At 61.3% G+C, this 22,558-nt stretch carries 17 protein-coding genes; 4 read left to right on the forward strand and 13 right to left on the reverse strand.

What is annotated here, in order from left to right:
* Positions 1 to 108: 108 nt before the first annotated feature.
* Genes trpS through JQ46_RS01460 form a run of 4 tightly spaced genes read right to left on the reverse strand, consistent with a single transcriptional unit; the run spans position 109 to position 4,317 of the window.
* Positions 109 to 1,140 carry a tryptophan--tRNA ligase gene (gene trpS, locus JQ46_RS01445; protein WP_034984878.1) on the reverse strand — a complete coding sequence of 344 codons (1,032 nt, stop codon included), beginning with the start codon at positions 1,138 to 1,140 and terminating at the stop codon, positions 109 to 111.
* Positions 1,141 to 1,151: 11 nt separating this feature from the next.
* Positions 1,152 to 2,009: a trimeric intracellular cation channel family protein gene (locus JQ46_RS01450; RefSeq protein ID WP_034984881.1), complete on the reverse strand. Its 858-nt coding sequence runs from the start codon at positions 2,007 to 2,009 to the stop codon at positions 1,152 to 1,154.
* On the reverse strand, positions 2,003 to 3,013 hold the full coding sequence (locus JQ46_RS01455; protein WP_034984883.1) for an exodeoxyribonuclease III: 1,011 nt from the start codon (positions 3,011 to 3,013) through the stop codon (positions 2,003 to 2,005). Before JQ46_RS01455 ends, JQ46_RS01450 begins: the two co-directional genes overlap by 7 nt.
* A 59-nt stretch (positions 3,014 to 3,072) precedes the next feature.
* Positions 3,073 to 4,317 (reverse strand): MFS transporter, encoded by a 1,245-nt coding sequence (locus tag JQ46_RS01460; protein WP_192817219.1) that lies wholly within the window; start codon positions 4,315 to 4,317, stop codon positions 3,073 to 3,075.
* A gap of 221 nt (positions 4,318 to 4,538) precedes the next feature.
* On the opposite strand from JQ46_RS01460, the gene JQ46_RS01465 reads away from it, so the two are divergent.
* The 3 genes from JQ46_RS01465 to metX all read left to right on the forward strand — a co-directional run bounded on the left by JQ46_RS01465 (position 4,539) and on the right by metX (position 10,237).
* A complete protein-coding gene (locus tag JQ46_RS01465) occupies positions 4,539 to 6,767 on the forward strand; it encodes an NADP-dependent isocitrate dehydrogenase (RefSeq protein ID WP_034984886.1) in 2,229 nt (742 codons plus the stop codon).
* Positions 6,768 to 7,692: 925 nt separating this feature from the next.
* Positions 7,693 to 9,024 carry an O-acetylhomoserine/O-acetylserine sulfhydrylase gene (locus JQ46_RS01470; protein WP_034984888.1) on the forward strand — a complete coding sequence of 444 codons (1,332 nt, stop codon included), beginning with the start codon at positions 7,693 to 7,695 and terminating at the stop codon, positions 9,022 to 9,024.
* Positions 9,025 to 9,058: 34 nt separating this feature from the next.
* The gene (gene metX, locus JQ46_RS01475; protein ID WP_034984889.1) at positions 9,059 to 10,237 is read left to right on the forward strand and encodes a homoserine O-acetyltransferase MetX; all 1,179 of its coding nucleotides are present in this window, start codon (positions 9,059 to 9,061) and stop codon (positions 10,235 to 10,237) included.
* Here metX and JQ46_RS01480 read toward each other — a convergent pair.
* The 8 genes from JQ46_RS01480 to JQ46_RS01515 all read right to left on the reverse strand — a co-directional run bounded on the left by JQ46_RS01480 (position 10,234) and on the right by JQ46_RS01515 (position 19,926).
* On the reverse strand, positions 10,234 to 10,593 hold the full coding sequence (locus JQ46_RS01480) for a DUF3017 domain-containing protein (protein WP_034984892.1): 360 nt from the start codon (positions 10,591 to 10,593) through the stop codon (positions 10,234 to 10,236). The two genes, metX and JQ46_RS01480, sit on opposite strands and share 4 nt — an antisense overlap.
* The gene (locus JQ46_RS01485; protein ID WP_034984893.1) at positions 10,586 to 11,443 is read right to left on the reverse strand and encodes a bifunctional methylenetetrahydrofolate dehydrogenase/methenyltetrahydrofolate cyclohydrolase; all 858 of its coding nucleotides are present in this window, start codon (positions 11,441 to 11,443) and stop codon (positions 10,586 to 10,588) included. The genes JQ46_RS01480 and JQ46_RS01485 overlap by 8 nt, the downstream gene beginning before the upstream one ends.
* A gap of 74 nt (positions 11,444 to 11,517) precedes the next feature.
* Positions 11,518 to 12,147, reverse strand: a complete 630-nt coding sequence (locus JQ46_RS01490; protein WP_034984896.1) for a hypothetical protein — start codon at positions 12,145 to 12,147, stop codon at positions 11,518 to 11,520.
* A 175-nt stretch (positions 12,148 to 12,322) separates the two neighbouring features.
* On the reverse strand, positions 12,323 to 13,240 hold the full coding sequence (locus tag JQ46_RS01495; protein ID WP_034985010.1) for a pilin N-terminal domain-containing protein: 918 nt from the start codon (positions 13,238 to 13,240) through the stop codon (positions 12,323 to 12,325).
* Between the two features lie 12 nt (positions 13,241 to 13,252).
* Positions 13,253 to 14,173 carry a class C sortase gene (locus JQ46_RS01500; RefSeq protein ID WP_034984898.1) on the reverse strand — a complete coding sequence of 307 codons (921 nt, stop codon included), beginning with the start codon at positions 14,171 to 14,173 and terminating at the stop codon, positions 13,253 to 13,255.
* A 33-nt stretch (positions 14,174 to 14,206) separates the two neighbouring features.
* A complete protein-coding gene (locus tag JQ46_RS01505; protein ID WP_034984901.1) occupies positions 14,207 to 15,697 on the reverse strand; it encodes a SpaH/EbpB family LPXTG-anchored major pilin in 1,491 nt (496 codons plus the stop codon).
* Positions 15,698 to 15,944: 247 nt separating this feature from the next.
* Complete coding sequence (locus tag JQ46_RS01510; RefSeq protein WP_034984904.1) at positions 15,945 to 19,175, reverse strand: prealbumin-like fold domain-containing protein; 3,231 nt, start codon at positions 19,173 to 19,175, stop codon at positions 15,945 to 15,947.
* Positions 19,176 to 19,410: 235 nt separating this feature from the next.
* Positions 19,411 to 19,926 carry a tRNA (cytidine(34)-2'-O)-methyltransferase gene (locus JQ46_RS01515; RefSeq protein ID WP_034984907.1) on the reverse strand — a complete coding sequence of 172 codons (516 nt, stop codon included), beginning with the start codon at positions 19,924 to 19,926 and terminating at the stop codon, positions 19,411 to 19,413.
* 30 nt (positions 19,927 to 19,956) lie between these two features.
* Here JQ46_RS01515 and JQ46_RS01520 point away from each other — a divergent pair, with 30 nt between their 5' ends.
* The gene (locus JQ46_RS01520; protein WP_034984911.1) at positions 19,957 to 21,237 is read left to right on the forward strand and encodes a saccharopine dehydrogenase family protein; all 1,281 of its coding nucleotides are present in this window, start codon (positions 19,957 to 19,959) and stop codon (positions 21,235 to 21,237) included.
* A gap of 10 nt (positions 21,238 to 21,247) precedes the next feature.
* On the opposite strand, the gene JQ46_RS01525 is transcribed toward JQ46_RS01520, so the two are convergent.
* Positions 21,248 to 22,525 (reverse strand): alpha-hydroxy acid oxidase, encoded by a 1,278-nt coding sequence (locus JQ46_RS01525; RefSeq protein WP_011274073.1) that lies wholly within the window; start codon positions 22,523 to 22,525, stop codon positions 21,248 to 21,250.
* Between the last annotated feature and the right edge of the window lie 33 nt (positions 22,526 to 22,558).

Genomic DNA, 22,558 nt, shown 5'->3' on the forward strand with positions numbered 1-22,558 from the left:
GCCCTTCCTTCCGGTCGTCTCGTCTTGAAAGTTCTTCACATTAGTAAAGCACGGCCGGGGCCGCCGTGCTTTACTGTTTCGCGTTAGTTGTTCCGCGTTATTGCTTCGCTATTGCTTTACTTCCGCCAGGAAGCCCACGCGCTCGTAGACCTGTTCGATGGTCTTCGCCGCGATCTCGCGGGCGCGGTCCGCACCATTTGCGAGGATGCGGTTCAGCTCGGCGGGGTCGGCCATGTACTCGTCGTAGCGCTGGCGCAGCGGGGTGCAAAACGCCTCCAGCACCTCGGCCGTGTCCTTCTTCAGGTCGCCATAGCCAGAGCCGGCCTTCTGGTAGCCCTCCACCAGTTCGTCGATGCTCTTATCCCCCAGTGCGGACTGGATGACCAGCAGGTTCGATACGCCCGGCTTGTTTTCCTTGTCGTAGCGGATCTCACCATCGTTATCGGTTACTGCCGAGCGGATGCGCTTGGCGGAGACCTTCGGGTCGTCCAGCAGGTTAATCAGCCCCTTGGGGTTGTCCGTGGACTTCGACATCTTGGCCGTCGGGTTCTGCAGGTCGTAGATCTTGGCCGCACCCTCGGGGATGAAGCCCTCGGGCACCACGAAGGTCTTCTTGTAGCGGGAGTTGAAGCGCTCCGCCAGGTTGCGGGTGAGCTCCAGGTGCTGGCGCTGGTCTTCACCGACCGGCACCAGGTGCGGGCGGTACAGCAGAATGTCCGCGGCCATGAGCATCGGGTAGGCGTACAGCCCGGAGGTGGTATTGTCACCGCCCTGTTTGGCGGACTTGTCCTTAAACTGCGTCATGCGGCGCGCCTCACCGTCGCCGGTGATGCACATCAGCACCCATGCCAGCTGCGCATGCTCCGGCACGTGGGACTGCACATACAGGGTGGAGCGCTCCGGGTCGATGCCCAGCGCCAGCAGCTGTGCCACACCCGCGAGGGTGCGCTTGCGCAGATCCTTGGGGCTGTAGCCGGGCACGGTGATGGCGTGCTGGTCGGGGATGAAGTAAAAGGTCTCGTAGTCTTCCTGCAGCTGGATAAACTGCTTGACTGCTCCCAAGTAGTTGCCCAGGTGGTAGGAATCGCTGGTCGGCTGCAAGCCGGAGACGACGCGCTGTTTCTTCGCAGGTTGGTTCATGTTATGTAACCTTACTCGTCGCTGTTGCGGGGTTCTTCGGGTGGGTTTTGTGACGCCTGCTCGTCCCCGTATTCGTACTCTCCCCGATCGACCAGTTCGAACCGGTTTTTCCGCTTGCGCTTCTTCTGCTTGGACTTGTCCTTAGGTGCCTTCGGGGCGCCAACACTGCGCCGGCGCATCTCGCGGCGCTGCACCCCGGCCTTGTTGAGAGCCCACATGGTCAGCCGCCCAGCGGGGTCGCGGACGTACTCGCGCTCCTGGTATTCGAAGACTGGCAGGGAAATGCGGTAGAAGATCGCCAGCAGGCGCAGTCCGAAAGCAAAGATCAGGCAAATGACGATGACCAGCTGGCTGCCGATAGTCTCGTCCAGGTTGAAGTGCAGCATGCCCATATACATCACCGCCACGAGGATGGCGATGGAAGCGTAGAGTTCCTCGCTGAACACCAGCGGCACCCGGTCGCATAAAACGTCGCGCAGCACGCCGCCAAACACGCCCGTCACTACGGAGGAGACGATGACAATCAGGGGGTTGTACCCCAGCTCGAGCGCCACCTGCGCACCTAGTAGGGCGAAGGTGGAAAGGCCGACCGCGTCAAGCACCAGAAAGACGGTGCGAAAGTAGTCCATCAAGAAGCTGGCCAGCACTGTCACCAGCGCGGCGCCCAGCACGATGGCTAGGAAGATCGGCTCGTCCACCCAACGCAGCGGGTAGTGGCCGAACAGCAGGTCACGCACCGTGCCGCCGCCGAAGGCGGTTACGGAGGCGATGAGCATGACGCCGAACATGTCCATCCGCTGACGTCCCGCAGCCAACGCCGCCGTCATTGATTCGGCGGTAAGCCCCAGAACGTAGAGGACGGTCAGCATGCGTACTCCACCAGCACCGGCGAGTGGTCGGACCAGCGCTGGTCGTAGGCCGCGGCCTTATCCACCCAGACATTGTTGGCGGTCAGTGCGCGTTCCAGCATGCCGCGGGTGACCACCTGTAAGTCGATGCGCCAGCCCGCGTCAGTATCGAAGGCCTGGCCGCGATAGGTCCACCAGGAGTAAGGCCCAGCCTGGTCGGGCAGCACCCGGCGCATCACGTCGAAGTACTGCGGCTCCTCCGCCGCGCCGGCGGCCAGGCGGGCGCTGGCGAGGTCCCCCGGCGCGTAGTCCACTGTCCCGAAGAAGTCCCCGGCCACCCCTGCGGGGTTACCGTTGCGGCCGGAATCTTCGGCGTCCGCCACCTGGGTGGCATCGTCCGGGAAGGTGCCCAGCAGGGAATCCATGAATGCCCGCTCGTCGGGCAGGAAGCCGGACTTCTTGCGGTTGGTCTTCCAATTCTTCAGGTCCTCGCGGCGGTGGCAGATGTTCCAGTCTCCGCCGACCACCAGCTCGGGGTGTCCGGCCTCTTCGGCCTGTGCCGCCCGGCTGTGCAGGTACTCGCCGAAGGAATCCAGGAAGCGGTACTTCTCGTCCTGCTTCTCCGTCCCCGCCGAACCGCTGGGCAGGTACAGGGAGGCCACGCGCACCGGCAGGTCCCCGGCATCCACCGTGGCCTCGATGTAGCGGCCGGAGTCTGCGAACTCCTCGCTTCCTGGACCGTCACCGAAGCCAATCTGCACGTCCCGCAGCGGCAAACGCGACAGGATGGCCACCCCGGCGCGCCCCTTGGCGGCGGCGGGCGCCTGAGCCAGGTGCCACTCCCCCAGGACGGGCTCCAGGGCAGCGCGCGTCTGCTTTTCGTCCGCGCGCACCTCCTGCATCAGCACCACGTCCGCCGGCGTGGCCTCCAGCCACGGCAAGATCCCCCGGTTGTTCTCGTGGCGCACCTTCGCTGCCGCTCGAATTCCATTGACGTTGACCGTCGCAATAGTCAGTGACTTCATGAGTCCCTACCCTACTAACCCAGACGACTAACCCTTACTATTCCTTAAAGCTTTAGAATCTACGCCCGGGCGGCCGCGAGCTGACGGCGTCGTAAATAATAGGCAGGAATCCACAGCAGAGCGCCACAGGCGGCCATCGCCGCACCGGCGAGCGCCGGGGTGGAATAGCCATAACCAGCGGCGATGACGGCACCACCGACCGCCGCTCCCGCTGCATTAGCCATGTTCAGCGCAGAGTGGTTCAGCGCCGCGGCGAGGGTCTGCGCATCGCCCGCAACATCCATCAAACGGGTCTGCAGGTTCGGCACCAGGGTGGAACCCAACAAGCCGATCACGCCGAAGTTGATGATGCCTGCCACCGCGTTGTGGGACAGGAAGTAAAAGGCGGAGAGGACGACGATCAGGGACAGCAAGGTGCCGAGGATCGCGTACTCCAGGTTCCGGTCGGCCAGCACACCGCCGATGTACGTGCCGATGACCATGCCGATGCCATAGACCATCAGGGGAATCCAGATGAGGTTGGCATTAAAGCCCGCGTTCTCCGTCAGGGTCCAGGAGATATAGGTGTAAACCGCGAACATGCCGCCGAAACCGACGGTGCCAATGGCGAGGGTCATGAGAACCTGCGAGTTCACCAATGCACCGAGCTCCGTCAGCGGCTTGGTGCGGGGCATCAGCGTCATGTGCGGCACGGTGAACCACAGGGCGACGAAGGTGATCACGCCGATGACCGCGACCATCGCGAAGGCCGCGTTCCAGCCGAAAGTGGAACCCAGCCACTGCGCAATCGGCACGCCAATGACGGTGGCGATGGAAAGCCCCATGCCCGTCAGCGCCACGGCCTTACCGCGCTTGCCGTTCGGAGCCATGGACGCGGCGATCAAAGCCGTGACGGAGAAGTACGCGCCGTGCGGGAAGCCCGCGATGAAACGGGAGAGCATCAGGACCTCGTAGGAATGCGCGAAGACACTCAGGCCGTTGCCGATCACGAAGGCGCCCATCAACAGCAAGGCCAAGCGGCGGCGCGGGATAGACCCTGTGAGGGTGGTAATCAGCGGAGCGCCGATGACTACACCCAGCGCGTAAGCGGAAATCACGTGGCCGGCCTGGTCCTCCGAGATAGAGAAGTCCTCCGCGATGAGGTTCAGCAAACCCATCGCCACAAACTCCGTGGTGCCGATGCCAAAACCACCGAGGGCCATCGCCACCATGGCGATGTAACGGTGGCGGGTGGAGATCTCCGTCTGGCGCGGAACCGGACGGCGGGAGGGCAACTTTGTAAGTTTCGTTTCGCTCACGGGCATCGCTCGCTTTCAAAGGTTGATAGGGCGGGAAGTGCGGCGGGTAGGTCGCAAGAGCGCGGCGGGCAGGCGTCAAAAAAAAATCTTTTAGGCTTTAAAACGGAACAGGCCGCGCGGTGGGCAATAACCCCGTACCATTCACAGGTTTGATATTTGCCGTATTCTTGGATCGTAAACCACTAAAAGACCAACTGACTAACTAGAGGCTGGGAGACGAACGCCACATGGCAAAGATCATCTACACCCGCACCGACGAAGCCCCACTCTTGGCGACGTATTCTTTGAAGCCGATTGTGGAGGCTTTTGCTTCGACCTCTGGAGTGGATGTGGAGACCCGCGATATTTCGCTGGCCGCCCGCATCCTGGCCGCGTTCTCCGACGTGCTGCCCGAGGAGCAGAAGGTTGACGACGCTCTGGCTGAGCTCGGCGAGCTGGCCAAGACCCCGGATGCGAACATCATCAAGCTGCCGAACATCTCTGCGTCCATCCCGCAGCTGCAGGCAGCCATCGCGGAGCTGCAGAAGGCGGGCTACGACCTGCCGGATTACCCGTCCGAGCCGAAGACCGACGAGGAGCGCGACGCGCAGGCTCGCTACGACTCCGTGAAGGGCTCCGCCGTTAACCCGGTGCTGCGCGAGGGCAATTCCGACCGCCGCGCGCCGAAGGCCGTGAAGAACTTCGCCCGCAAGCACCCGCACTCCATGGGCAAGTGGTCGCCGGATTCCAAGACGAACGTCGCCACGATGGAGGACGACGACTTCCGCCACAACGAGCAGTCGGTAATCATCGACGGCGATGACACGCTGCGCATCCAGCTGGTCAAACCGAACGGCGAGACGCAGGTGCTGAAGGAAGAGCTGCCGGTGCTGGATAAGGAAATTGTTGACGCCACGGTGATGCGGGCCGAGGCTCTCAGCACCTTCTTCCGGGCTCAGGTGGCTCGCGCGAAGGCGGAGGGCGTGCTGTTCTCCGTGCACCTGAAGGCCACGATGATGAAGGTCTCCGACCCAATCATGTTCGGCCACGCAGTGCGCGCATACTTCCACGACGTGTTCGAGCAGTACGGCGACCAGCTGCTGCCGGCAGGCCTGAACGGCGAGAACGGCCTGGGTGCCATCCTGGACGCACTGGATGCGGACAAGGTAGACAACTCGGCCGAGATCCGCGAGGCCTTCGACAAGGCCCTGGCCGACGGCCCGGACCTGGCGATGGTGAACTCCGACAAGGGCATCACTAACCTGCACGTGCCGTCCGACGTGATTGTGGATGCTTCCATGCCGGCGATGATCCGCACCTCCGGCCAGATGTGGAACAAGAACGACGAGACCCAGGATGCGCTGGCGGTTCTGCCGGATTCCTCCTACGCGGGCATCTACCAGGTCGTTATCGACGACTGCCGCAAGAACGGCGCTTTCGACCCGACCACGATGGGCACCGTGCCGAACGTGGGCCTGATGGCGCAGAAGGCCGAGGAGTACGGTTCCCACGACAAGACCTTCCGCATCGAGTCCGAGGGCCGCGTGCAGGTGCTGAACAGCGCCGGCGACGTGCTGATGGAGCACGAGGTTGCAGAGGGCGACATCTGGCGCGCCTGCCAGGCCAAGGACATCCCGCTGCAGGACTGGGTGAAGCTGGCCGTGAAGCGCGCCAGCGCTACCGGCGCCCCGGCTGTGTTCTGGCTGGATCCGGAGCGCGCGCACGACCGGAACGTGCAGAAGCAGGTGGAGACCTACCTGAAGGACCACGACACCGAGGGTCTGGACATCCGCATTCTGCCGCCGGAGGAGGCAATGCAGCTCTCCCTCGACCGCATCCGCGCTGGCGAGGACACGATTTCCGTCACCGGCAACGTGCTGCGCGACTACCTGACGGATCTGTTCCCGATCATGGAGCTGGGCACTTCCGCGAAGATGCTTTCCGTGGTTCCGCTGATCGCCGGCGGTGGCCTGTTCGAGACCGGTGCGGGTGGTTCCGCGCCGAAGCACGTGGCCCAGCTGGTGGAGGAGAACCACCTGCGTTGGGACTCTCTGGGTGAGTTCCTGGCGCTGGCGGAGTCTCTGCGCAAGCTGCAGGAGACGGACGACAACCCGCGCACCCCGATCCTGGGCGATGCTCTGGATGCCGCCACGGAGTCCGTGCTGAACGAGTCGAAGTCCCCGTCCCGCAAGGTCGGCGAGATCGACAACCGTGGCTCCCACTTCTACCTGGCGAAGTTCTGGGCTCGCGAGCTGGCTGACCAGACTCGCGATGCTGAGCTGGCGGAGGTCTTTAAGCCTGTTGCTGACGCCCTCGAGGCCAACGAGGAGAAGATCTCCCAGGAGCTGCTGGATATTCAGGGCAGCGAGGTGGATCTGGGCGGCTACTACTGGCCGAACGATGAGAAGACGAACGCTGTGATGCGCCCGTCTTCGACGTTCAACGAGATCATCGACGGCCTGAACACCAACAAGTAGCCGCCGGGCGGGTTAGGCCGGAGCTGGGCCGCGTGTCCAGCTAGAGCCGCTGGGGTGCTAACCTGCTGGATCCCGGCCCGGCTCGGCGGGCCTCGGCTCGAGCCCGCCGGATCTCGGCCCGGCTCGGCGCCTGGTTCCAGCCCCACTCGGCCCCCGGCCTGCAATAACCCCGGCGCTAGCATTTTGCTGCTGGTGCTGGGGTTTTCTTGTACTCGCGTCCCCTCCGCTCCCTCCGCTCCCTCCGCCGCCTTCCCCTTACCCTCACTCAGCCAAGCCTCAGGAGACCCAGATGTCGTTAGAACGGGAATACGTCACTCCTGAGAAATCCAGAGTCCCAGCACCAACCTTCTGACCAGCGGTTTTACACATTTGCAAACGGTTACAAATAACACATTCCCGTTCTAGCGACATTTCGCGCGCCAGAGAGGGCCTTAAATGTCGGAAAACTTACAGAACCTTGGGTAGCGGGGGCGGCAACAGCATCCCAAAGCGCCTTAAATGTCGGAAAAGTTGCAAAACGTCTCGTGGTCAAAAACGAGACTCGGTCGCGCAGCCCCGTGACCAGCGCATTTACACTAATGAATATTGCCACCAATAACGTTTTGCAACTTTTCCGACATTTCACCCCAGTAGAGACACTCCCTAAAGGGGCACCACACCCCAGCGAGACCACCGAAGCTGCACAGCGGAGCTGTGGAGCTCAGCAGCAACATAGCAGGCAGAAAAAGCACAGTTCTAGACCAAGCGGTACAGCGATTTCCAAAGCAGCAAATACCTTACCAACTGGGACTTTGTGGCGTCACTAAGAAAAAAGTAGACAGAGCGGTTTACTTTTAATGCGCGTGGGTCTATGGTCGTAACACAGCAAAGCTAAACAGCAAACCAAAGCGCAAACCAACCAACAAAACCCCAAAGGACCACACCAATGCCGAAGTACAACAACGAGAACGCAGAGCAGTGGGGCTTCGCCACCCGCCAGATCCACGCGGGCCAGCCCGTCGGCGACACCGGCGCGCGCAACCTGCCGATCCACTTCACCACCAGCTACGTCTTCAACGACGCAGAGCACGCCAAGCAGCGCTTCCACCTGGAAGACCTTGGCCCCATCTACTCCCGCCTGACCAACCCCACCGTCGAGGCGCTGGAGAACCGCCTGAACTCCCTGGAAGGCGGCGTACACGCAGTCGCTTTCGCCTCCGGCATGGCTGCCGAGACCGCCGCGATCCTGAACCTGGCCGGTGCAGGCGACCACATCGTCGCCTCCCCGCGCCTCTACGGCGGCACCGAGACCCTGCTGCAGCACACTCTGCCGAAGCTGGGCATCGAAACCACTTTCGTGGAAAACCCCGACGACCCGGAGTCCTGGCAGGCTGCCGTCCGCCCGAACACCAAGGCCTTCTTCGCCGAAACCTTCGCAAACCCGCAGGCAGACGTCCTGAACATCCCGGCCGTCGCAGAGGTCGCCCACGCTAACCAGGTCCCGCTAATCGTGGACAACACCCTGGCCACCGCAGCCCTGGTCCGCCCGCTGGAGTTGGGCGCGGACGTCGTGGTTGCATCCCTGACGAAGTTCTACACGGGCAACGGCTCGGGCCTGGGCGGCATCATCGTCGACGGCGGCTCCTTCGACTGGTCCGTCGAGCGCGACGGCCAGCCGGTCTTCCCCGGCTTCGTCAACCCGGACCCGGCCTACCACGGCCTGAAGTACGTGGACCTGGCTCCGGCTGCATTCGGCATGAAGCTCCGCGCTGGCATTATCCGCGACACGGGTGCCACCCTCTCCCCATTCAACGCATGGGTGGTAGCCCAGGGCCTGGATACCCTGACCCTGCGCATCGCCAAGCACAACAAAAACGCGAAGGCCGTGGCGGAGTTCCTGGCCGAACAGCCGCAGGTAGCCACCGTGAACTACGCGGGCCTGCCAACCTCCCCGTGGTTCAAGGTCAAGGAGGAGCTGGGCCTGGAGTACACCGGCTCTGTCTTGAGCTTCGACCTGAAGGTCGACGACCCCACCTCGGAGGAGGCGAAGGCAAAGGCCTGGGCCTTCATCGATGCCCTGCAGCTGCACTCTGACCTGGCAAACGTTGGCGATGTGCGTTCCCTGGTGGTGCACCCAGCCACCACCACCCACTCGCAGTCCGATGCGCACGGCCTGGCCCGCGCGGGTGTGTCCCACGCTACGGTTCGCCTGTCCGTGGGCATTGAGGACATCACCGACATCATCGACGACCTGAAGCGCGGCTTCGCGGCCATTTAAGACCGGTTGTTTTCTAGGCTTTAGGCTGATTCCCATGAACCCCGAGTTCCTCCCCGCTTCTGGCGCGTCGCGCACGGTCTCTATCGGCGACGTGGTCACGGAGGCGGGTGTAACTATTTTTGACGCCGAACTCCGCTACTTCGCGTTCTACGACTCTCCGGATGGCGCCGCGGACTATGCCGAGTTCTCCGCCGGCCCTGAGCCGGGGCTGTCCCCGGAGGAGCGGCCGATTGTGCTGATCGAGCATGCCCTCACTGGCGACGGCAATGCCGCCGACTGGTGGGCGGACATGGTGGGCCCAAACAAGCCCATCGACACCACCCGCTACCTGGTGCTCTGTGCCAATGTGCTGGGCGGCTGCCAGGGGTCCACCGGCCCGAGTTCACCGCACCCCGACGGCCAGGCATGGGGTTCGCGATTCCCCGCTTTGTCGATCCGTGACATGGTTACGGCGGAACGGCTGTTGTTGGAGCGTGTGGGCGTCACAAAGATCCATGCCCTTGTGGGTGCCTCGATGGGCGGGGCGCGGGTGCTGGAGTGGTCGCTCATGTACCCGGAGATGGTCAACGCGGCGTTACCGATCGCGGTGAGCGCGCGTGCGTCTGCGTGGCAGATTGGCCTGCAGTCCAGCCAGATCCGCTTCATTGAGGCGGATCCGGCCTGGCAGGGCGGCGATTACTACGACTCGGGCGAGGTTCCCTCGCATGGGCTGGGGCAGGCGCGCCGCATCGCGCACCTGACGTATCGAGGCGAGCTGGAAGTCGATGAGCGTTTCGGGGTGGATCCGCAGAACGGCGAAAACCCCTACGGGCCGTACCGCGACCCGCACCAGCGTTTCGCGGTAGAAAGTTACCTGGATCGCCAGGCCGAGAAGCTGGTCGCGCGCTTCGATGCAGGCAGCTATGTGGTGCTAACCGACGCGCTGAACAGGCACGACGTCGGCCGTGGCCGGGGGGGCATGAACGCCGCCTTGGGCTCGTGTGAGGTGCCGACGATGGTGGTGGGTGTGGATACCGACATTCTGTACCCGCTGCACCAGCAGGAGCACCTGTCGCGCAATCTGGGAGACTTCATCGGCATGTCGAAGATCACCTCGCCGACAGGCCACGATGGGTTCCTGATCGAGTCGCGCCAGATGGGCCAGGCGTTGGCGAAGTTCCTGGCGAAGGCGGAGATCATCGCCGAGGGGACCGAGGGCGCTGCGCGGGCTTAGCTGGTCAGCGGGTCGACGCTCACGGCGATCCACAGAATGATTATGCCGATGGCGGCGGTGAAGGCGGTATCGAACTTGCGAGAACGCACCGCCAGCACGCCCAGCACGCGGGAGTCCAGGAGTAAGCGAAGTACAGCCAGGTAGACCATCGCGCTGCCCAGCATGACGCTAGCTCGACGCCACCTGTCCACCAACAACAGCGCCAGCACAGCCAGCAGCATCAGCCCGAACAGCCCCAGCAGCGCGTATTGGACGGAGCGGGAGAGCCGGGAGGGCGGGTTGTTCCGGTCGTGGGGGTTATCGAGGAGTCGCAGGCGGGCGTCGCCGATGCGGGCTGGGCGGGAGCGATTAGGCACGCAGCAGCTTCTCCGCGCGCTCGACGACGTTGCGCACCAGGAAGGCTCGGGTCAGCGGGCCTACTCCCCCGGGGTTCGGGGAGACGGCGCCGGCAACGTCCCACACATCCGGGTGTACGTCGCCCTTCAGCTTGCCGTCCTCGCCGCGGGAGACTCCCACGTCCAGGATCGCCGCGCCCGGCTTGACCATGTCCGCGGTGATCATGTGCGGCACGCCAGCGGCGGCGACAATCACGTCCGCGGCCTTCGTCTCCGCCGCCAGGTCCTTGGTGCCGGTGTGGCAGAGGGTGACAGTGGAGTTCTCGCTGCGGCGGGTGAGCATCAGGCCGATCGGGCGACCGACCGTCACTCCACGGCCAATGACTACAACCTTCGCACCGTTCAGCTCCACGCCGAAGCGGCGGAGCAGGTGAATCGCACCGTTGGGAGTGCAGGGCAGCGGGGCGGGCTCGTTGAGCACCAGCTTGCCCAGGTTTACCGGGTGCAGCCCATCGGCATCCTTGTCCGGGTCGATGCGCTCCAGCACAGCATTTTCATCCAGGTGCTTCGGCAGCGGCAGCTGCACGATGTAGCCGGTGCAGGCATCGTCGGCGTTCAGCTCGTCGATGACTGCGTTGAGCTCTTCCTGGGATACGTCCGCCGGGAGGTCCTTGCGGATGGAGTTCACGCCGATCTGCTCGCAGTCCTTGTGCTTCATGCGCACATAGGAGTGGCTGGCCGGGTCGTCGCCCACCAGCACGGTGGCCAGGCCGGGAGTCACGCCCTTTTCCTTCAGCGCGGCGACGCGCTGTTCCAGGTCGGCGAAGATCTCGTCGCGGTAGAGTTTTCCATCCAATTTAGTAGCTGCCATACCGCCTATTATTCCACGCGGGCTCGCTGGGATCGAGGTGGCGTCATGGCTAAAAGAGCAACTAGCACAAGAAGCTAGTAGGGCCTACCCGGCCAGTGCGGCGCATAGGCGACAGTTGGACGAGCCGGGTTCGTGGCGGCCACGACCACGCCGATGACGACGATGGCGATTCCGGCCAGGGCGACCAAGGTGGGGATTGTGAGAGTATGCTGCAGAGTCGTTTCGGTATCCAGCCAGGTATCGAGGATTTCGATGTAGCGCTGCCCATCTTCCGCGGTCATTACATCCCGGCCATTAGATCCCCCGGTGGGCCAAGCTTTCTCTCCGTACTCCCGGATTTCCTCGCGAAAATCCCACCCTGGCACCACCGCGAAAGCCGCCCCGCCACCCCACCAGACGAGCATGCCGCTCCAAAAAATGGCGAGGGAATCATTGCACCACTTCGGGATCGCGAGCGCCACGAAATTGAGGAGGCACTGAATGCCGAAGAAGAGCGGGCCGACCGCGGCTGCGACCAGAAGGATCCCCACCCAGTCCTTGCCATAGAAAACGAAGCGCAAGACGCAGTACACGATCGGCATAAGGAAGGCAGCTAGCCAGCCGATCAGCAAAGGCATGAAGCGAGAGTCTTGGCCGGTTTGCGGCGGCGGGGCATACCCGTAGGCGGGCATAGGGGCAGGCGAGCCGTAGTGAGGGTACGTCATGCCACCGATCCTGTCAGAAGGCGGACACTTTGGCTGGGTATTCTGGGCATTAAGGTGAACACGGCCAAGAGCATGAAAAACCGCGGCACGTTGAGAATATGCCGCGGGGTAGGATGAGGTTTTTCTTCCATACTTATAGAAGTTTCTGCACTGTGGGAATGTTCCCACAGTTACTTTAATTCGCCTGCGATTCAGCCAGATCACGTCGGCGGCGAAGCAAGGTAAATGCACCCAAAACAACGAGCATGGCTCCGATGAGCGCCACCCACCACAGATGCGCTCCGGTTTGTGCCAGTCGATCGATGATGCTTGAAGACTCGCCGCCTTCATGGCCACCGCCTGGGCTATTTGGCGGTGCTGGAGTATCCGGGTGCTCCGGCGGCGGGGTACCTGGAGTGCTTGGTTTATCGGGCGGCGTCCCGGGCTTATCCGGAGGCGTTCCGGGATCGTCCGGCGGCGTTCCTGGCTTATCTGGAGGCGTTCCGGGATCGTCCTCCGGCTTCGGCTTCGTATTCACCGTCACGTTGTAGTTCCAGCTGCCGGTTTCTCCGATAGGGATCGTGATGAGGAAAGGACTGGACTGGCGGTATTCCTTAGTGGGATCCGCGCCCTCGTATTCTGTGACCAAGTACAAACCGACCGGGAGACCGGTGAACACTGCCTTACCGGAACTATCTGTGTACGCCTCAAAGGTCCTATCGAATCCCCGCCGACGAGCATCAGCTACCGAGAGCCGCTTCGCCTGTTTCATCCCCTTCTCGGTAGTGAGGTCAATCCCCTGGACACGCTGCGCTGTGAAGCGAATGTTGTCGATAGGCCCAAAGGGTTTCTTGCCCCCTCGGTCGTCCCACCAATTTGGTTCGCTTTTCACCACAGTGAGAGTACCGAGACGGGTGGCATCAATAAATTTCACATCCAGGTCTTCGACCTGGCCTGTGATGGTGTGCTGCTTCGCGTTAGCCTGCGGCACAACAGGGGCGGGGGCAACGAGCGGAGTGCCGACCAGAGCCACGACTGCGCCCAAACCGAACACGGAGCGGCGCAGCCCGGCACGGTGCACCGGCGCCCGCTGCACATGTGACGCGGTGTTCATGAGGTTCACGGCTTATTCCTCTTCCATTTCTTCTTCGCCTACTACTACCTGTTCGGATTGTCTGGCTTTCTGCTTCTTCCGCTCGCGAAGGAACCACCAAGTAATCAGTGCGATGATCAACACTGCGGCGGCGAGCAGTAGCCACATCCACCACTGCATCAGCTTGCCGCGATCATCGAACACGTTGCCTTCGTCCTCATCCATTGGAACGCGGTGTGCATGCACCAGGAGCCGGTGGGTATTCACACCGTAGGGGGTGCAAGTGATGAGGGTCAGTAGGTCCTCGTCCGGTCGGGTTTTGAGGCTGTCGACCTCGCCCGGCAAGACAACCTCTGTGTCGTACACCTCGTACTTCATCTTCTCGCCGAAGGTGGATACGTAAACCGCATCGCCCTTCCGCACATCCACGAGGTCATCCCACAGCGTGGCGTTGGACAGGCCTGTATGGCCTGTAATAACCGCGTGAGTTCCCTTCCCACCTACAGGTAAGGAGGATCCATATAGGTGCCCAAGACCTTTTTGCAGAACCTCGTCGGACGTCCCGTGATAGACGGGGAGGCGCGATTCGATGGACGGGATAACCACTTGGCTCATGGCACTCTGGCCAGAGAGCTGGGAAAGATAGTCTTCGTACGCGGGGTTATCCTCGCTGACGCGAGCCAGCCACGGATCTAAGATCGGTCCGTCCTTGTGCGTCGTGTTGTACCTGCGGGCTTCCTCTACCGCTCGACTAAGGGCCTGAGGATCCGTTTCCTTCAAGTCTTGTTCGTATTGTTCCGCGATTTTTTGTTGCTGGTGGTTGTTCCACTGCGTGGCGTAAACGGGATAAAGCATGACAAGCAGCCCCACCACCACTAAGAGGATGGGGAGGAAGGTGCGACGAAAGAGTGATCGCGGTGCGCTCTTTCGATGCTTACCAATTGTGCTTGTCATGTCCGTTGCTTTCCCGTTCGAACTGCCTAGCCCCTACTGCTGGGTGCTTCGGCGAGCTGCGTAGAAACCGCCACCGATAATTGCCAAACCAGCCAGAACGATGGCCCAGAAGCCTGCGCCACCGGTGTTCGGCAGGTGGTTTTCGTCGGTGTAGTTCTTGATGTTGGCGGTGTACTTGATTTCGGCGGTCGGTGCACCGTTTTTGTCCACGTCGCCCTTGTTCAGCTCGAAGTGTTCAAGCGCATCGTTGGCCACGTAGCCTTCAGGTGCCTTGGTCTCCTGCAAGCAGTAGTTGGTCTCCGAGTCCGCCTGGTTGTTGGCGAAATCGGTAACGTGCACGCCCTCGATGGTGACAGTGCCCTGGTCGTTGGTGGTCCACGTATCCTTACCCTGGACATTCAGAGGCTCGGTGTCCTCCTTCTGCTTCCAGGCCCCGTTACTGTCGTCGACACACTGCACCAACTGGAACTCTGCACCCTCCAGCTGCTTGTTCTCATCGTTGCCGTCGATCTTGTTAATGACGACCTTGCCCCAGTAGGTGTGAACCTTATCCGACGTCTTCTCTGTGTCGTGGTCGGAAGAGCCGTTATTGGTGATCAGCGTTGCGTCGTTGGGAACGTGCTGGATGAAGCCCTTGGTCTTGGTCGTGATGGTGGTGAACACGACGTCGGTGGACTTCAGCTTGTCGCGGCCAGCTTCGGTGAATTCGACCCTGATCTCCTGGCCTTCCTTTACCAACTGGTAGTCGGTGTCTGCCACCAATGCTTGAGCGCTGTCAGCGGCCGCTCCGTACTTCACCTCGACAGTGGCGTTTTCAGCGTCCAGGTTCTGATCAAGCTCATCCTTGACGATGTACTTGCTCAGCGTGGAATTCTTAGCAACAGCCGGAACACCCGTGGTGATCGTGTACTTGTAGTTCTGGCCTGCCTGTGCGTTCTGGTCCTCAACTTCCTTGGTGATTGTCACCTTGGAGTTCTTCGGGTACGCGTGTACGTCATAGATCCAGCCCGTGCCCTCCGAGTTGGTCATCGGCACATACACCAGGAACGGTGCGCCGGGCACCAGACCCGAATCAGCCGGGACTTCGGTTTCGGTGACCTTGTAGAGGCCCTTTGGCAATCCATCGAACTTCAGGGTGCCATCTTCGCCGGTGGTGCCTTCCTTGACGTACGCACCGTCGCCTGTCCAGGCCTTTGCCTTGGAAGGATCAGTAATCTCGCGTGCCTTTGCCCAGTCGCCACTGTTGTTCAGTGGCTGAACCAGCTCAATCTTGTACTTGACATCCTTGGCCGGTTCACCAGAGGGATTGTCAATCTCGGTTCCGTTGCCCTGCTCGCCCTCAGCGCCGATGCGCTTGTGCAGGGTAAGGGAAAGTGGCTGGTTGTTGTCGATGGTGCTGACGGCCTGCGCCTGTGCGGTCGGGGCTTCGTAGACTACTTCGGCGCCGACGGTGCCGGCAGCCAGTGCGATAGCGAATGCAGCGGACAGCGCACCTACGCGCTTGCCGACAGTTGCGTTAGACATGAACGTCCTTCTTTCTTACAAGTGAATGAGTAGTGGAAGTTGATCCGAGTGGTCGAGGGCACATGGTTGGCAATACTCGTGGCGAGCTACTTGCGGTGAACACTGCGCGCCTTCGTAACGGATCCTTGTGTGAGCAATGTGGCTTCTTGGCTTCAGGTCATCGTGCCCACCCGGGTCCATCTCGGCACCGGCCTGGGGTACTGTGTTGAAACATTGTTCTCCTCTTTAGAAGTTGTGCACGTCAGGGTTAGTTCAGTCGTCGGCGTATGCCCATGGCTCCTGTGGCTGCGATGAGAAGCCCCGCGAGAATGGGGAGTATCACACCGTCGCCACCGGTCTTTGGCATCACGCCCTGGTGCACATTGGCCACCTGCAGCCATGCACCGTCTGGATAGTCCTGTGGCAGGTCACTCGGCTTAGACGCAGCAAACAGCGCGCTCCGCTGGGCCGACTCCACGATCGTCTTGCCACTGGCATCTCGTTTGATGCTGATTTTCACCGGGGTAGGCAAGAGCTGATAGCCGTCCGGCGACTTCGTCTCCAACAAGAAGTAGGTTCCGTAGTCCAGTTCAGTCCAGAGGTACTTTCCATCCTCTGTGACCTTGAGGTCCGCAATTTTGTTCGCCGCCGGTCCCGTGGGGTCTTGGTCGTAGATCGCGAACTGCGCCCCGTATTTGTCGCCGTCGCGCGCGGGGATAGTCGTGATGTTTCCTGCGGAGTCCGAATCGACCTTCCATAGATAGAAACGGGTCTTATCGGGTCCGGGATAGCAACCCTCGTCTTCGAGGTCGCCCATCTTCACGCTATTGGCGAAGCCGCCGCGCTCTGCACTGCATTCTGGTGCGTCGTCACCGTCACCGGGTGTGACGCCACCTTCCCCGCCTCCGGCCGATTCAGTTCGAGCTTTATCGTATTCTGCCTTATCAAGGGTGAACTTCAGTTTGACTCGGTACCGATGAATGCCGTCGCCATGCTTGGGATCCTGCCGTCCAACTGCATCGATGGTGCGCTTTTCCCGCATCTCTGGGGAATCTCCGGAACCTTCTCGGTCGCAGTTGTCTAGCCGGAAAATTCCCGTTTGCAGCACGTCGGGTTTTACCACACACGAAGGTGTGTCTCCTGGTTGTTTGTCCTTGGACGTGTATTCGTCAGTGAAGTACACCTCCGCACCGGTGAGCTTCGCTCCCTTGGGCAGCTTCGGGGTATCGGTGGGCACCGGGTAGACGTATTCGTTAAGGTCATCAAAGCTCTTGACCGTCACGTCATAGGCAGCAGTGTATGTAACGTTGCCCTGGCCATCTGTGTCGGAAGAGATGTCGTCGAAGCCGACCTTTCCGTCACCGTTGGTGTCGATGGCAGTCTTGCTCAATGCACCTGGACAGGAATCGTAGGCAGTGTCGTTCGTCGGGTCTTCGTCTTTGTCGTGGTTAATCACAGACGCCGTATTCGGACGACATTCCGCACCGGACTTCAATGTCGCGCCAATGATGACGGTCGCCTTACCGCCGGCAGGCATGGGACCAAAGAAGTAGGTTTTTGTTATCTCGCCGGTTTGGGGGTTAGTCGTGGCAGCTTGAGTGTGGACATTCCCACCGTCGTACCCTTCGTAGATAACCTGGTCGTATTCCACAAGGCCTTCGTAGGTTGCCGGCAGAATGTCGTACAAGGTGAAACCTGACGAAGCACCTTTTCCGATGTTCTCAACCTCCAGCGCCCAATACTTCTTGTTCCTGGGCAAGCCGGCAGCATAGACCTGTTCCAGTCGGGGGTCTCCTGGCTCCAAAGTAGTTTTCTTTGCCTTAAGATCCGAGGGGATCTGCACTCCGGGGTTACTCGTTGCATCGGTGTTGTAGGAAGCAGGAAGTTTCGACAGCCGAGAGACCAGCTGAAAGCTCGGATGCTCTCCGGTTGGGTCGAAAACCCTAATCTGCATGCCCACCTGATCGGCAGTACTTCCTCCAGTACCAAAGCCGAGGTTGCCGTTGCCGTACAACCAGGCCTTACCCCAGACCTTCTCCGAGATCGCTGTATTACCAGACGGGTCTTGAAGCTGATCCGCGGGGATAGTCCACGTCTTCCGTTCTCCTGTATCCATGTTGATGCGCTCAAACATGACGTGTGTCTTTGGGTTCGCCCCGTCTTGCTGCATGCGGGCGGGACTCACCAGACCCCAGAGGTACTGTGGGGCACTGGGGAGGACAACATGATCCTCAGCTCCAGCTTGGAAAGGCGGGTTGTATTGATTACGGGCAATCTCGCCACGTGGATCCTTCGCACCTACCGCTGGCAAGGGAATCTTATACAGCTGTCGGGTACCGGATGTTGCGGTGTTGCCCACCCACATCACTTCGTTCGATCCACGTAGGTCAAAGGTGCCGGTGTTGATTTGATCCAGGTCGTTTGGGTTTCCGCTGGTCGCCTTTTGGAAAAGGGTCGCCCCTTGAGCATTCTTGACCAGCCCGAGGTCGTACACCTCACCCGTGACCGGATTGATCTGCAGAAGATGGCCCGCGGGGTGGCATTCCTGGAGGCTCGAATTGTGGTTCGCCTGGCTTATGGCGTAGATCCAGTGATCCTTCGTGTTGTAGGACAGCGCGTTGTACACCCAGTTGGAGGGCTTGCCGATGGGGGTAAAAGTACTGCTACCCTCGATCTGCAGGTTGAGCTGTGTGCTCGTGTTTCCCGCCTGACCACCATTCGGCGTGGCCGACACGTAAACAGCCGTGCCCTTATTGAGTTCGTCTTGGGTGAGCTTTCGGGGACCTTTACGGGTTGTCGCCTCCTCACACTTACACGGCACCGAGACCATGCCATAAACCTTGACCGAGTAATCGTTACCTTGTGTCGACGGCGCATTCGTCAACACCTGTAGGGTATTTCCTGGCCAAGTATTGAATCCCGTCCCTGTACCTTCAAGGTCAAAAGAGACGGAATTTACCTTCCCTGCGCTATTACGACTTTGCACCGTAATACCGGTGGTTTGCACAGCCTTACCGTTCGTGCCGATCCGACCGCCTCCGGGTGGTGGCGTGGTAGACGAGTTGTATTCAACCCCGTTGCTGGTCTCCTTCTTAGTGACAAAAAACCCGCCTAGATCCACATTAAAGGACCTTGTAGTGCTAATTTCTACCCGGGTCAGCGGCAGATTCATCCCCCGCGTACCACTCTTGATGTTAATGCGGAACCTCTTGGCGTTGCTCTTTGTAGGATCTGCAACTTGCTTTAAATCTTCGTCATTCCTCGCATCCGAAAGAGGTGAGTAGAGCTGCGTATCCAGCAGTTTCTCTTCTTTACAGTTTCCCGTTGGAGTCTGCGCCTGCGCCGAAGGAACATTAATTCCTCCAATGGCTCCCACGATGGTCACGAGTGCACCCAGAAGGGCAGCAACGGTTAGAAGACAAATACATGCCCGACTAAGCGCCGCCCCTTGGCGATCTTCGGCCAACTTAAGGTTTTCACCGGTTAATACGCGAGCCATTATCCTTTTCCAGCCTTAGATCCGTTCTTCGACCCACCTGTTAAGGTTGACCTAAAAACGGATACCCACTCCTTCTTGGCGAGATGAAGGTTAAGCCTTCAAGCTCGCACCCAATGTTAACAAGAATATAAGCCTCACAGGTACTACTCAATTTATAGAAAGGTGATTTAGGCTACTCTTATTCGAACCTTCACCCGAGTTCACCGGACAGCACTGGCACCCTTCCACCCCCCCTCTATACCCCGCCGGCGAAGCCCAACTGGCGCCACGCCTCGTAGGCCGCCACCGCCGCCGCGTTCGAAAGGTTCATGGACCGCCGCCCCGGCAGCATCGGGATGCGCACCTTCGCCGTCACCCGTGGATCGGCCAACACCTCGTCGGCCAGGCCAGTCGGCTCCGGGCCAAAGAGCAGCGCGTCACCCGGCCGGTAGTCCACCTCCGTGAACCACGTGCCCGTCTGCGCGGTAAAGGCGAATACCCGCCCCGAGCCGCGAGCCCGATCAGTCACGTGAGCCAGCGCCTCATCAATCCCCTCGTGGACATGCACGTCCGCCAGCTCGTGATAATCCAGCCCCGCCCGGCGCACATGCTTGTCGTCGAACTTGAAGGCCAGTGGTCCGGCGAGGTGCAGTGAAGCCCCTGTACCTGCACACATGCGGATCGCGTTGCCCGTGTTCGGGGGGATCTCCGGGCGGTCAAACACTACGTGCAGTGGTGGATTCACACCCGCAAACTGGTTTTCAGACGTCATTCACCCAATCTAACCGGTACAAATGTAGCCATGAGCAACTCCCCCTCCCGCAGCTTCGACATCACCCTGATGGGCGCCACCGGTTTCGTCGGCGCGCTGACCGCCGGCTACCTGGCCGCCAACGCTCCCGCCGACGTACGCATCGCCCTGGCTGGCCGGAACCAAACCAAGCTGGAGGCCCTGCGCGAGCAGCTAGCTGCAAAGCACCCGCGGGCCAAGGAATTCCCGCTGGTCATCGCCGATTCCAGCGATAATCGCTCCCTGGAGAAGCTGGTCCGCGATACCCGCGTGGTCATCTCCACCGTCGGCCCCTACTACCGCCACGGCTTCCCCCTGGTCCGCGAATGTTCCACCCACGGAACGCACTACGTCGACCTCGCCGGAGAGGCGCTCTTCATGCGCGAATCCGCCGATTCCTACCACGACCGCGCCACCGCCAGCGGAGCGCGCATCGTCCACGCCTGCGGCTTCGATTCCGTTCCGAGTGACCTGGGAATGCTGCTGCTGGGGCAGAGGGCGTCCGAAAATAAAGACAGCCTCAAGTCCGCCACCATGATCGTGAAGATGAAGGGCGGGCTCTCCGGCGGCACGATCGACTCGATGCGCGAACAATTCGCCGCCGCCAAGGGCAGCCAGGAGAAGAAGCGGCTGCTAGCCGACCCGTACACCCTCTCCCCCGACCGCGCCAACGAGCCGGAGCTGGGCAAGCAGCCGGACTTCGGTGTAGTGCGGGAAAGTGACATCGGGGGTGCTAGCGCTAGCGACGGAGAGGACGTCTGGGCCGGGCCGTTCATCATGGCGGGCTCCAACACGCGCGTGGTGCGCCGCTCGAACGCGCTGCTCGGCTACGAATACGGCGATAAGCTGCGCTACAGCGAATACCAATACACCGGCAAGGGGCTGAAGGGTCGCATGCGCGCCTTCACCATGGGCGCGGTGCTCGGCACGGCGGTGGCGGCGCTGAACCAGGACAAGCTGCGCACGTTCCTCTCCCGTTGGGTGCCGAAGCCCGGCGAGGGGCCGTCTGAGGCCGAACGCGATGCCGGTTTCTTCCACACCACGCATTTCGGCGTGGGCACCAGCGGAGCCACCTACACCCAAACCATCAGCCTGGACGCCGACCCGGGGTACAAGGGCACGTCCCTGATGCTTAGCGAGGCTGCGCTCACTCTTGTTCTTTGTGACGCCGAACTGCCGACAGGCTCCGCCTACCAAGGAAAAACCGGCGGCGGAGTGCTCACTCCGGCCACCGGCCTGGGGATGCCCTACGTGCGCCGCCTCGGCGACGCGGGCATGAAGTTCACTGACTAGTTGAACATGCCTAGCTGAACAGGTTCTGCTCGTCCTCGGGCACGCCGTTCACCTGGTTTAGGTTCAGGGTATTGAGCTGGGTGACGTGCTCTGGGGTCAGCTCATCCAGGGAGGAAACCTGCAGCAGGCGCATGGTGCGGCGAACCTCGCTGGCCAGGATCTCGATGGCGCGGTTCACGCCGGCCTCGCCACCGGCCATCAGGCCATAGAGGTATGCGCGACCGATCAGGGTGAACTTCGCGCCCTTGGCGATCGCAGCGACGATGTCCGCGCCATTCATGATGCCGGTATCCATGGCCACGTCCACGTCGTTACCGACCTCACGGGCGACCTCTGGCAGCAGCTGGAAGGGCACCGGTGCGCGGTCCAGCTGGCGACCGCCGTGGTTGGACAGGATGATGCCATCGACGCCCAGGTCGGCCAGCTTCTTGGAATCCGGCAGATTCTGCACGCCCTTGACGACCAGCTTGCCTGGCCACATCTCGCGGATGGTCTTTAGATCCTCGAACTTGATGGAGGGATCCATCGCGGAGTCCAGCAGCTCGCCGACCGTACCGTCGGTGCTGGTCAGGGAGGCGAACTCCAGCGGCGGGGTGGTCAGGAAGTCCCACCACCACCAAGGGCGCGGGATGGCGTTAACCACGGTGCCCAGGGAGATCTCCGGGGGGATGGAAAAGCCGTTGCGGGCATCGCGCAGACGGTTACCGGCGACGGGCGTATCCACGGTGAACAGCAGGGTATCGAAGCCGGCCTTGGCCGCGCGCTCCACCAGGCCGTAGGAGATCTCGCGCTCCTTCATCACGTACAGCTGGAACCAGTTGCGGCCGTTCGGGTTTGCCTTCTGCACGTCCTCAATGCTGGTGGTGCCCAGGGTGGACAGGCAGAACGGGATGCCCGCGGAACCTGCGGCGCTCGCGCCCGCGAGCTCGCCTTCGGTCTGCATCAGGCGGGTAAAGCCAGTCGGAGCGATGCCGAACGGCAGGGAGGACTTGCCGCCGAAAATCTCTGCGGTGGTGTCCACATTGGATACATCGTTCAGGATCGACGGGTGGAACTCCACATCGCGGAAAGCCTGGCGAGCGCGGTTCATCGAGATTTCTTCGTCGGCGGCGCCATCGGTGTAATCAAACGCAGCGGCCGGGGTGCGGCGCTTAGCGATGGCCCGCAGATCCCAGATGGTCTGCGCATCGTGGAGACGACGAGCCTTGAAATCCAGGGTGGGCTTTTTAAACTTCAGCAGGTCGAAAATCTCAACGGGGTTCGGGATCTGACGTTTCTGGTGTGCCATGGGAAAATCGCTCTCCTCACAGAGTTTCTTCGC

This window comes from Corynebacterium jeikeium (assembly GCF_000738175.1).
Lineage (GTDB): Bacteria > Actinomycetota > Actinomycetes > Mycobacteriales > Mycobacteriaceae > Corynebacterium > Corynebacterium jeikeium_C.

Bases quoted from the DNA above. Each gene is read 5' to 3' on its own strand.
- trpS (WP_034984878.1), bottom strand. From the start codon at position 1,140: ATGAACCAACCTGCGAAGAAACAGCGCGTCGTCTCCGGCTTGCAGCCG.
- JQ46_RS01450 (WP_034984881.1), bottom strand. From the start codon at position 2,009: ATGCTGACCGTCCTCTACGTTCTGGGGCTTACCGCCGAATCAATGACG.
- JQ46_RS01455 (WP_034984883.1), bottom strand. From the start codon at position 3,013: ATGAAGTCACTGACTATTGCGACGGTCAACGTCAATGGAATTCGAGCG.
- JQ46_RS01460 (WP_192817219.1), bottom strand. From the start codon at position 4,317: ATGCCCGTGAGCGAAACGAAACTTACAAAGTTGCCCTCCCGCCGTCCG.
- JQ46_RS01465 (WP_034984886.1), top strand. From the start codon at position 4,539: ATGGCAAAGATCATCTACACCCGCACCGACGAAGCCCCACTCTTGGCG.
- JQ46_RS01470 (WP_034984888.1), top strand. From the start codon at position 7,693: ATGCCGAAGTACAACAACGAGAACGCAGAGCAGTGGGGCTTCGCCACC.
- metX (WP_034984889.1), top strand. From the start codon at position 9,059: ATGAACCCCGAGTTCCTCCCCGCTTCTGGCGCGTCGCGCACGGTCTCT.
- JQ46_RS01485 (WP_034984893.1), bottom strand. From the start codon at position 11,443: ATGGCAGCTACTAAATTGGATGGAAAACTCTACCGCGACGAGATCTTC.
- JQ46_RS01490 (WP_034984896.1), bottom strand. From the start codon at position 12,147: ATGACGTACCCTCACTACGGCTCGCCTGCCCCTATGCCCGCCTACGGG.
- JQ46_RS01495 (WP_034985010.1), bottom strand. From the start codon at position 13,240: ATGAACACCGCGTCACATGTGCAGCGGGCGCCGGTGCACCGTGCCGGG.
- JQ46_RS01500 (WP_034984898.1), bottom strand. From the start codon at position 14,173: ATGACAAGCACAATTGGTAAGCATCGAAAGAGCGCACCGCGATCACTC.
- JQ46_RS01505 (WP_034984901.1), bottom strand. From the start codon at position 15,697: ATGTCTAACGCAACTGTCGGCAAGCGCGTAGGTGCGCTGTCCGCTGCA.
- JQ46_RS01510 (WP_034984904.1), bottom strand. From the start codon at position 19,175: ATGGCTCGCGTATTAACCGGTGAAAACCTTAAGTTGGCCGAAGATCGC.
- JQ46_RS01515 (WP_034984907.1), bottom strand. From the start codon at position 19,926: ATGACGTCTGAAAACCAGTTTGCGGGTGTGAATCCACCACTGCACGTA.
- JQ46_RS01520 (WP_034984911.1), top strand. From the start codon at position 19,957: ATGAGCAACTCCCCCTCCCGCAGCTTCGACATCACCCTGATGGGCGCC.
- JQ46_RS01525 (WP_011274073.1), bottom strand. From the start codon at position 22,525: ATGGCACACCAGAAACGTCAGATCCCGAACCCCGTTGAGATTTTCGAC.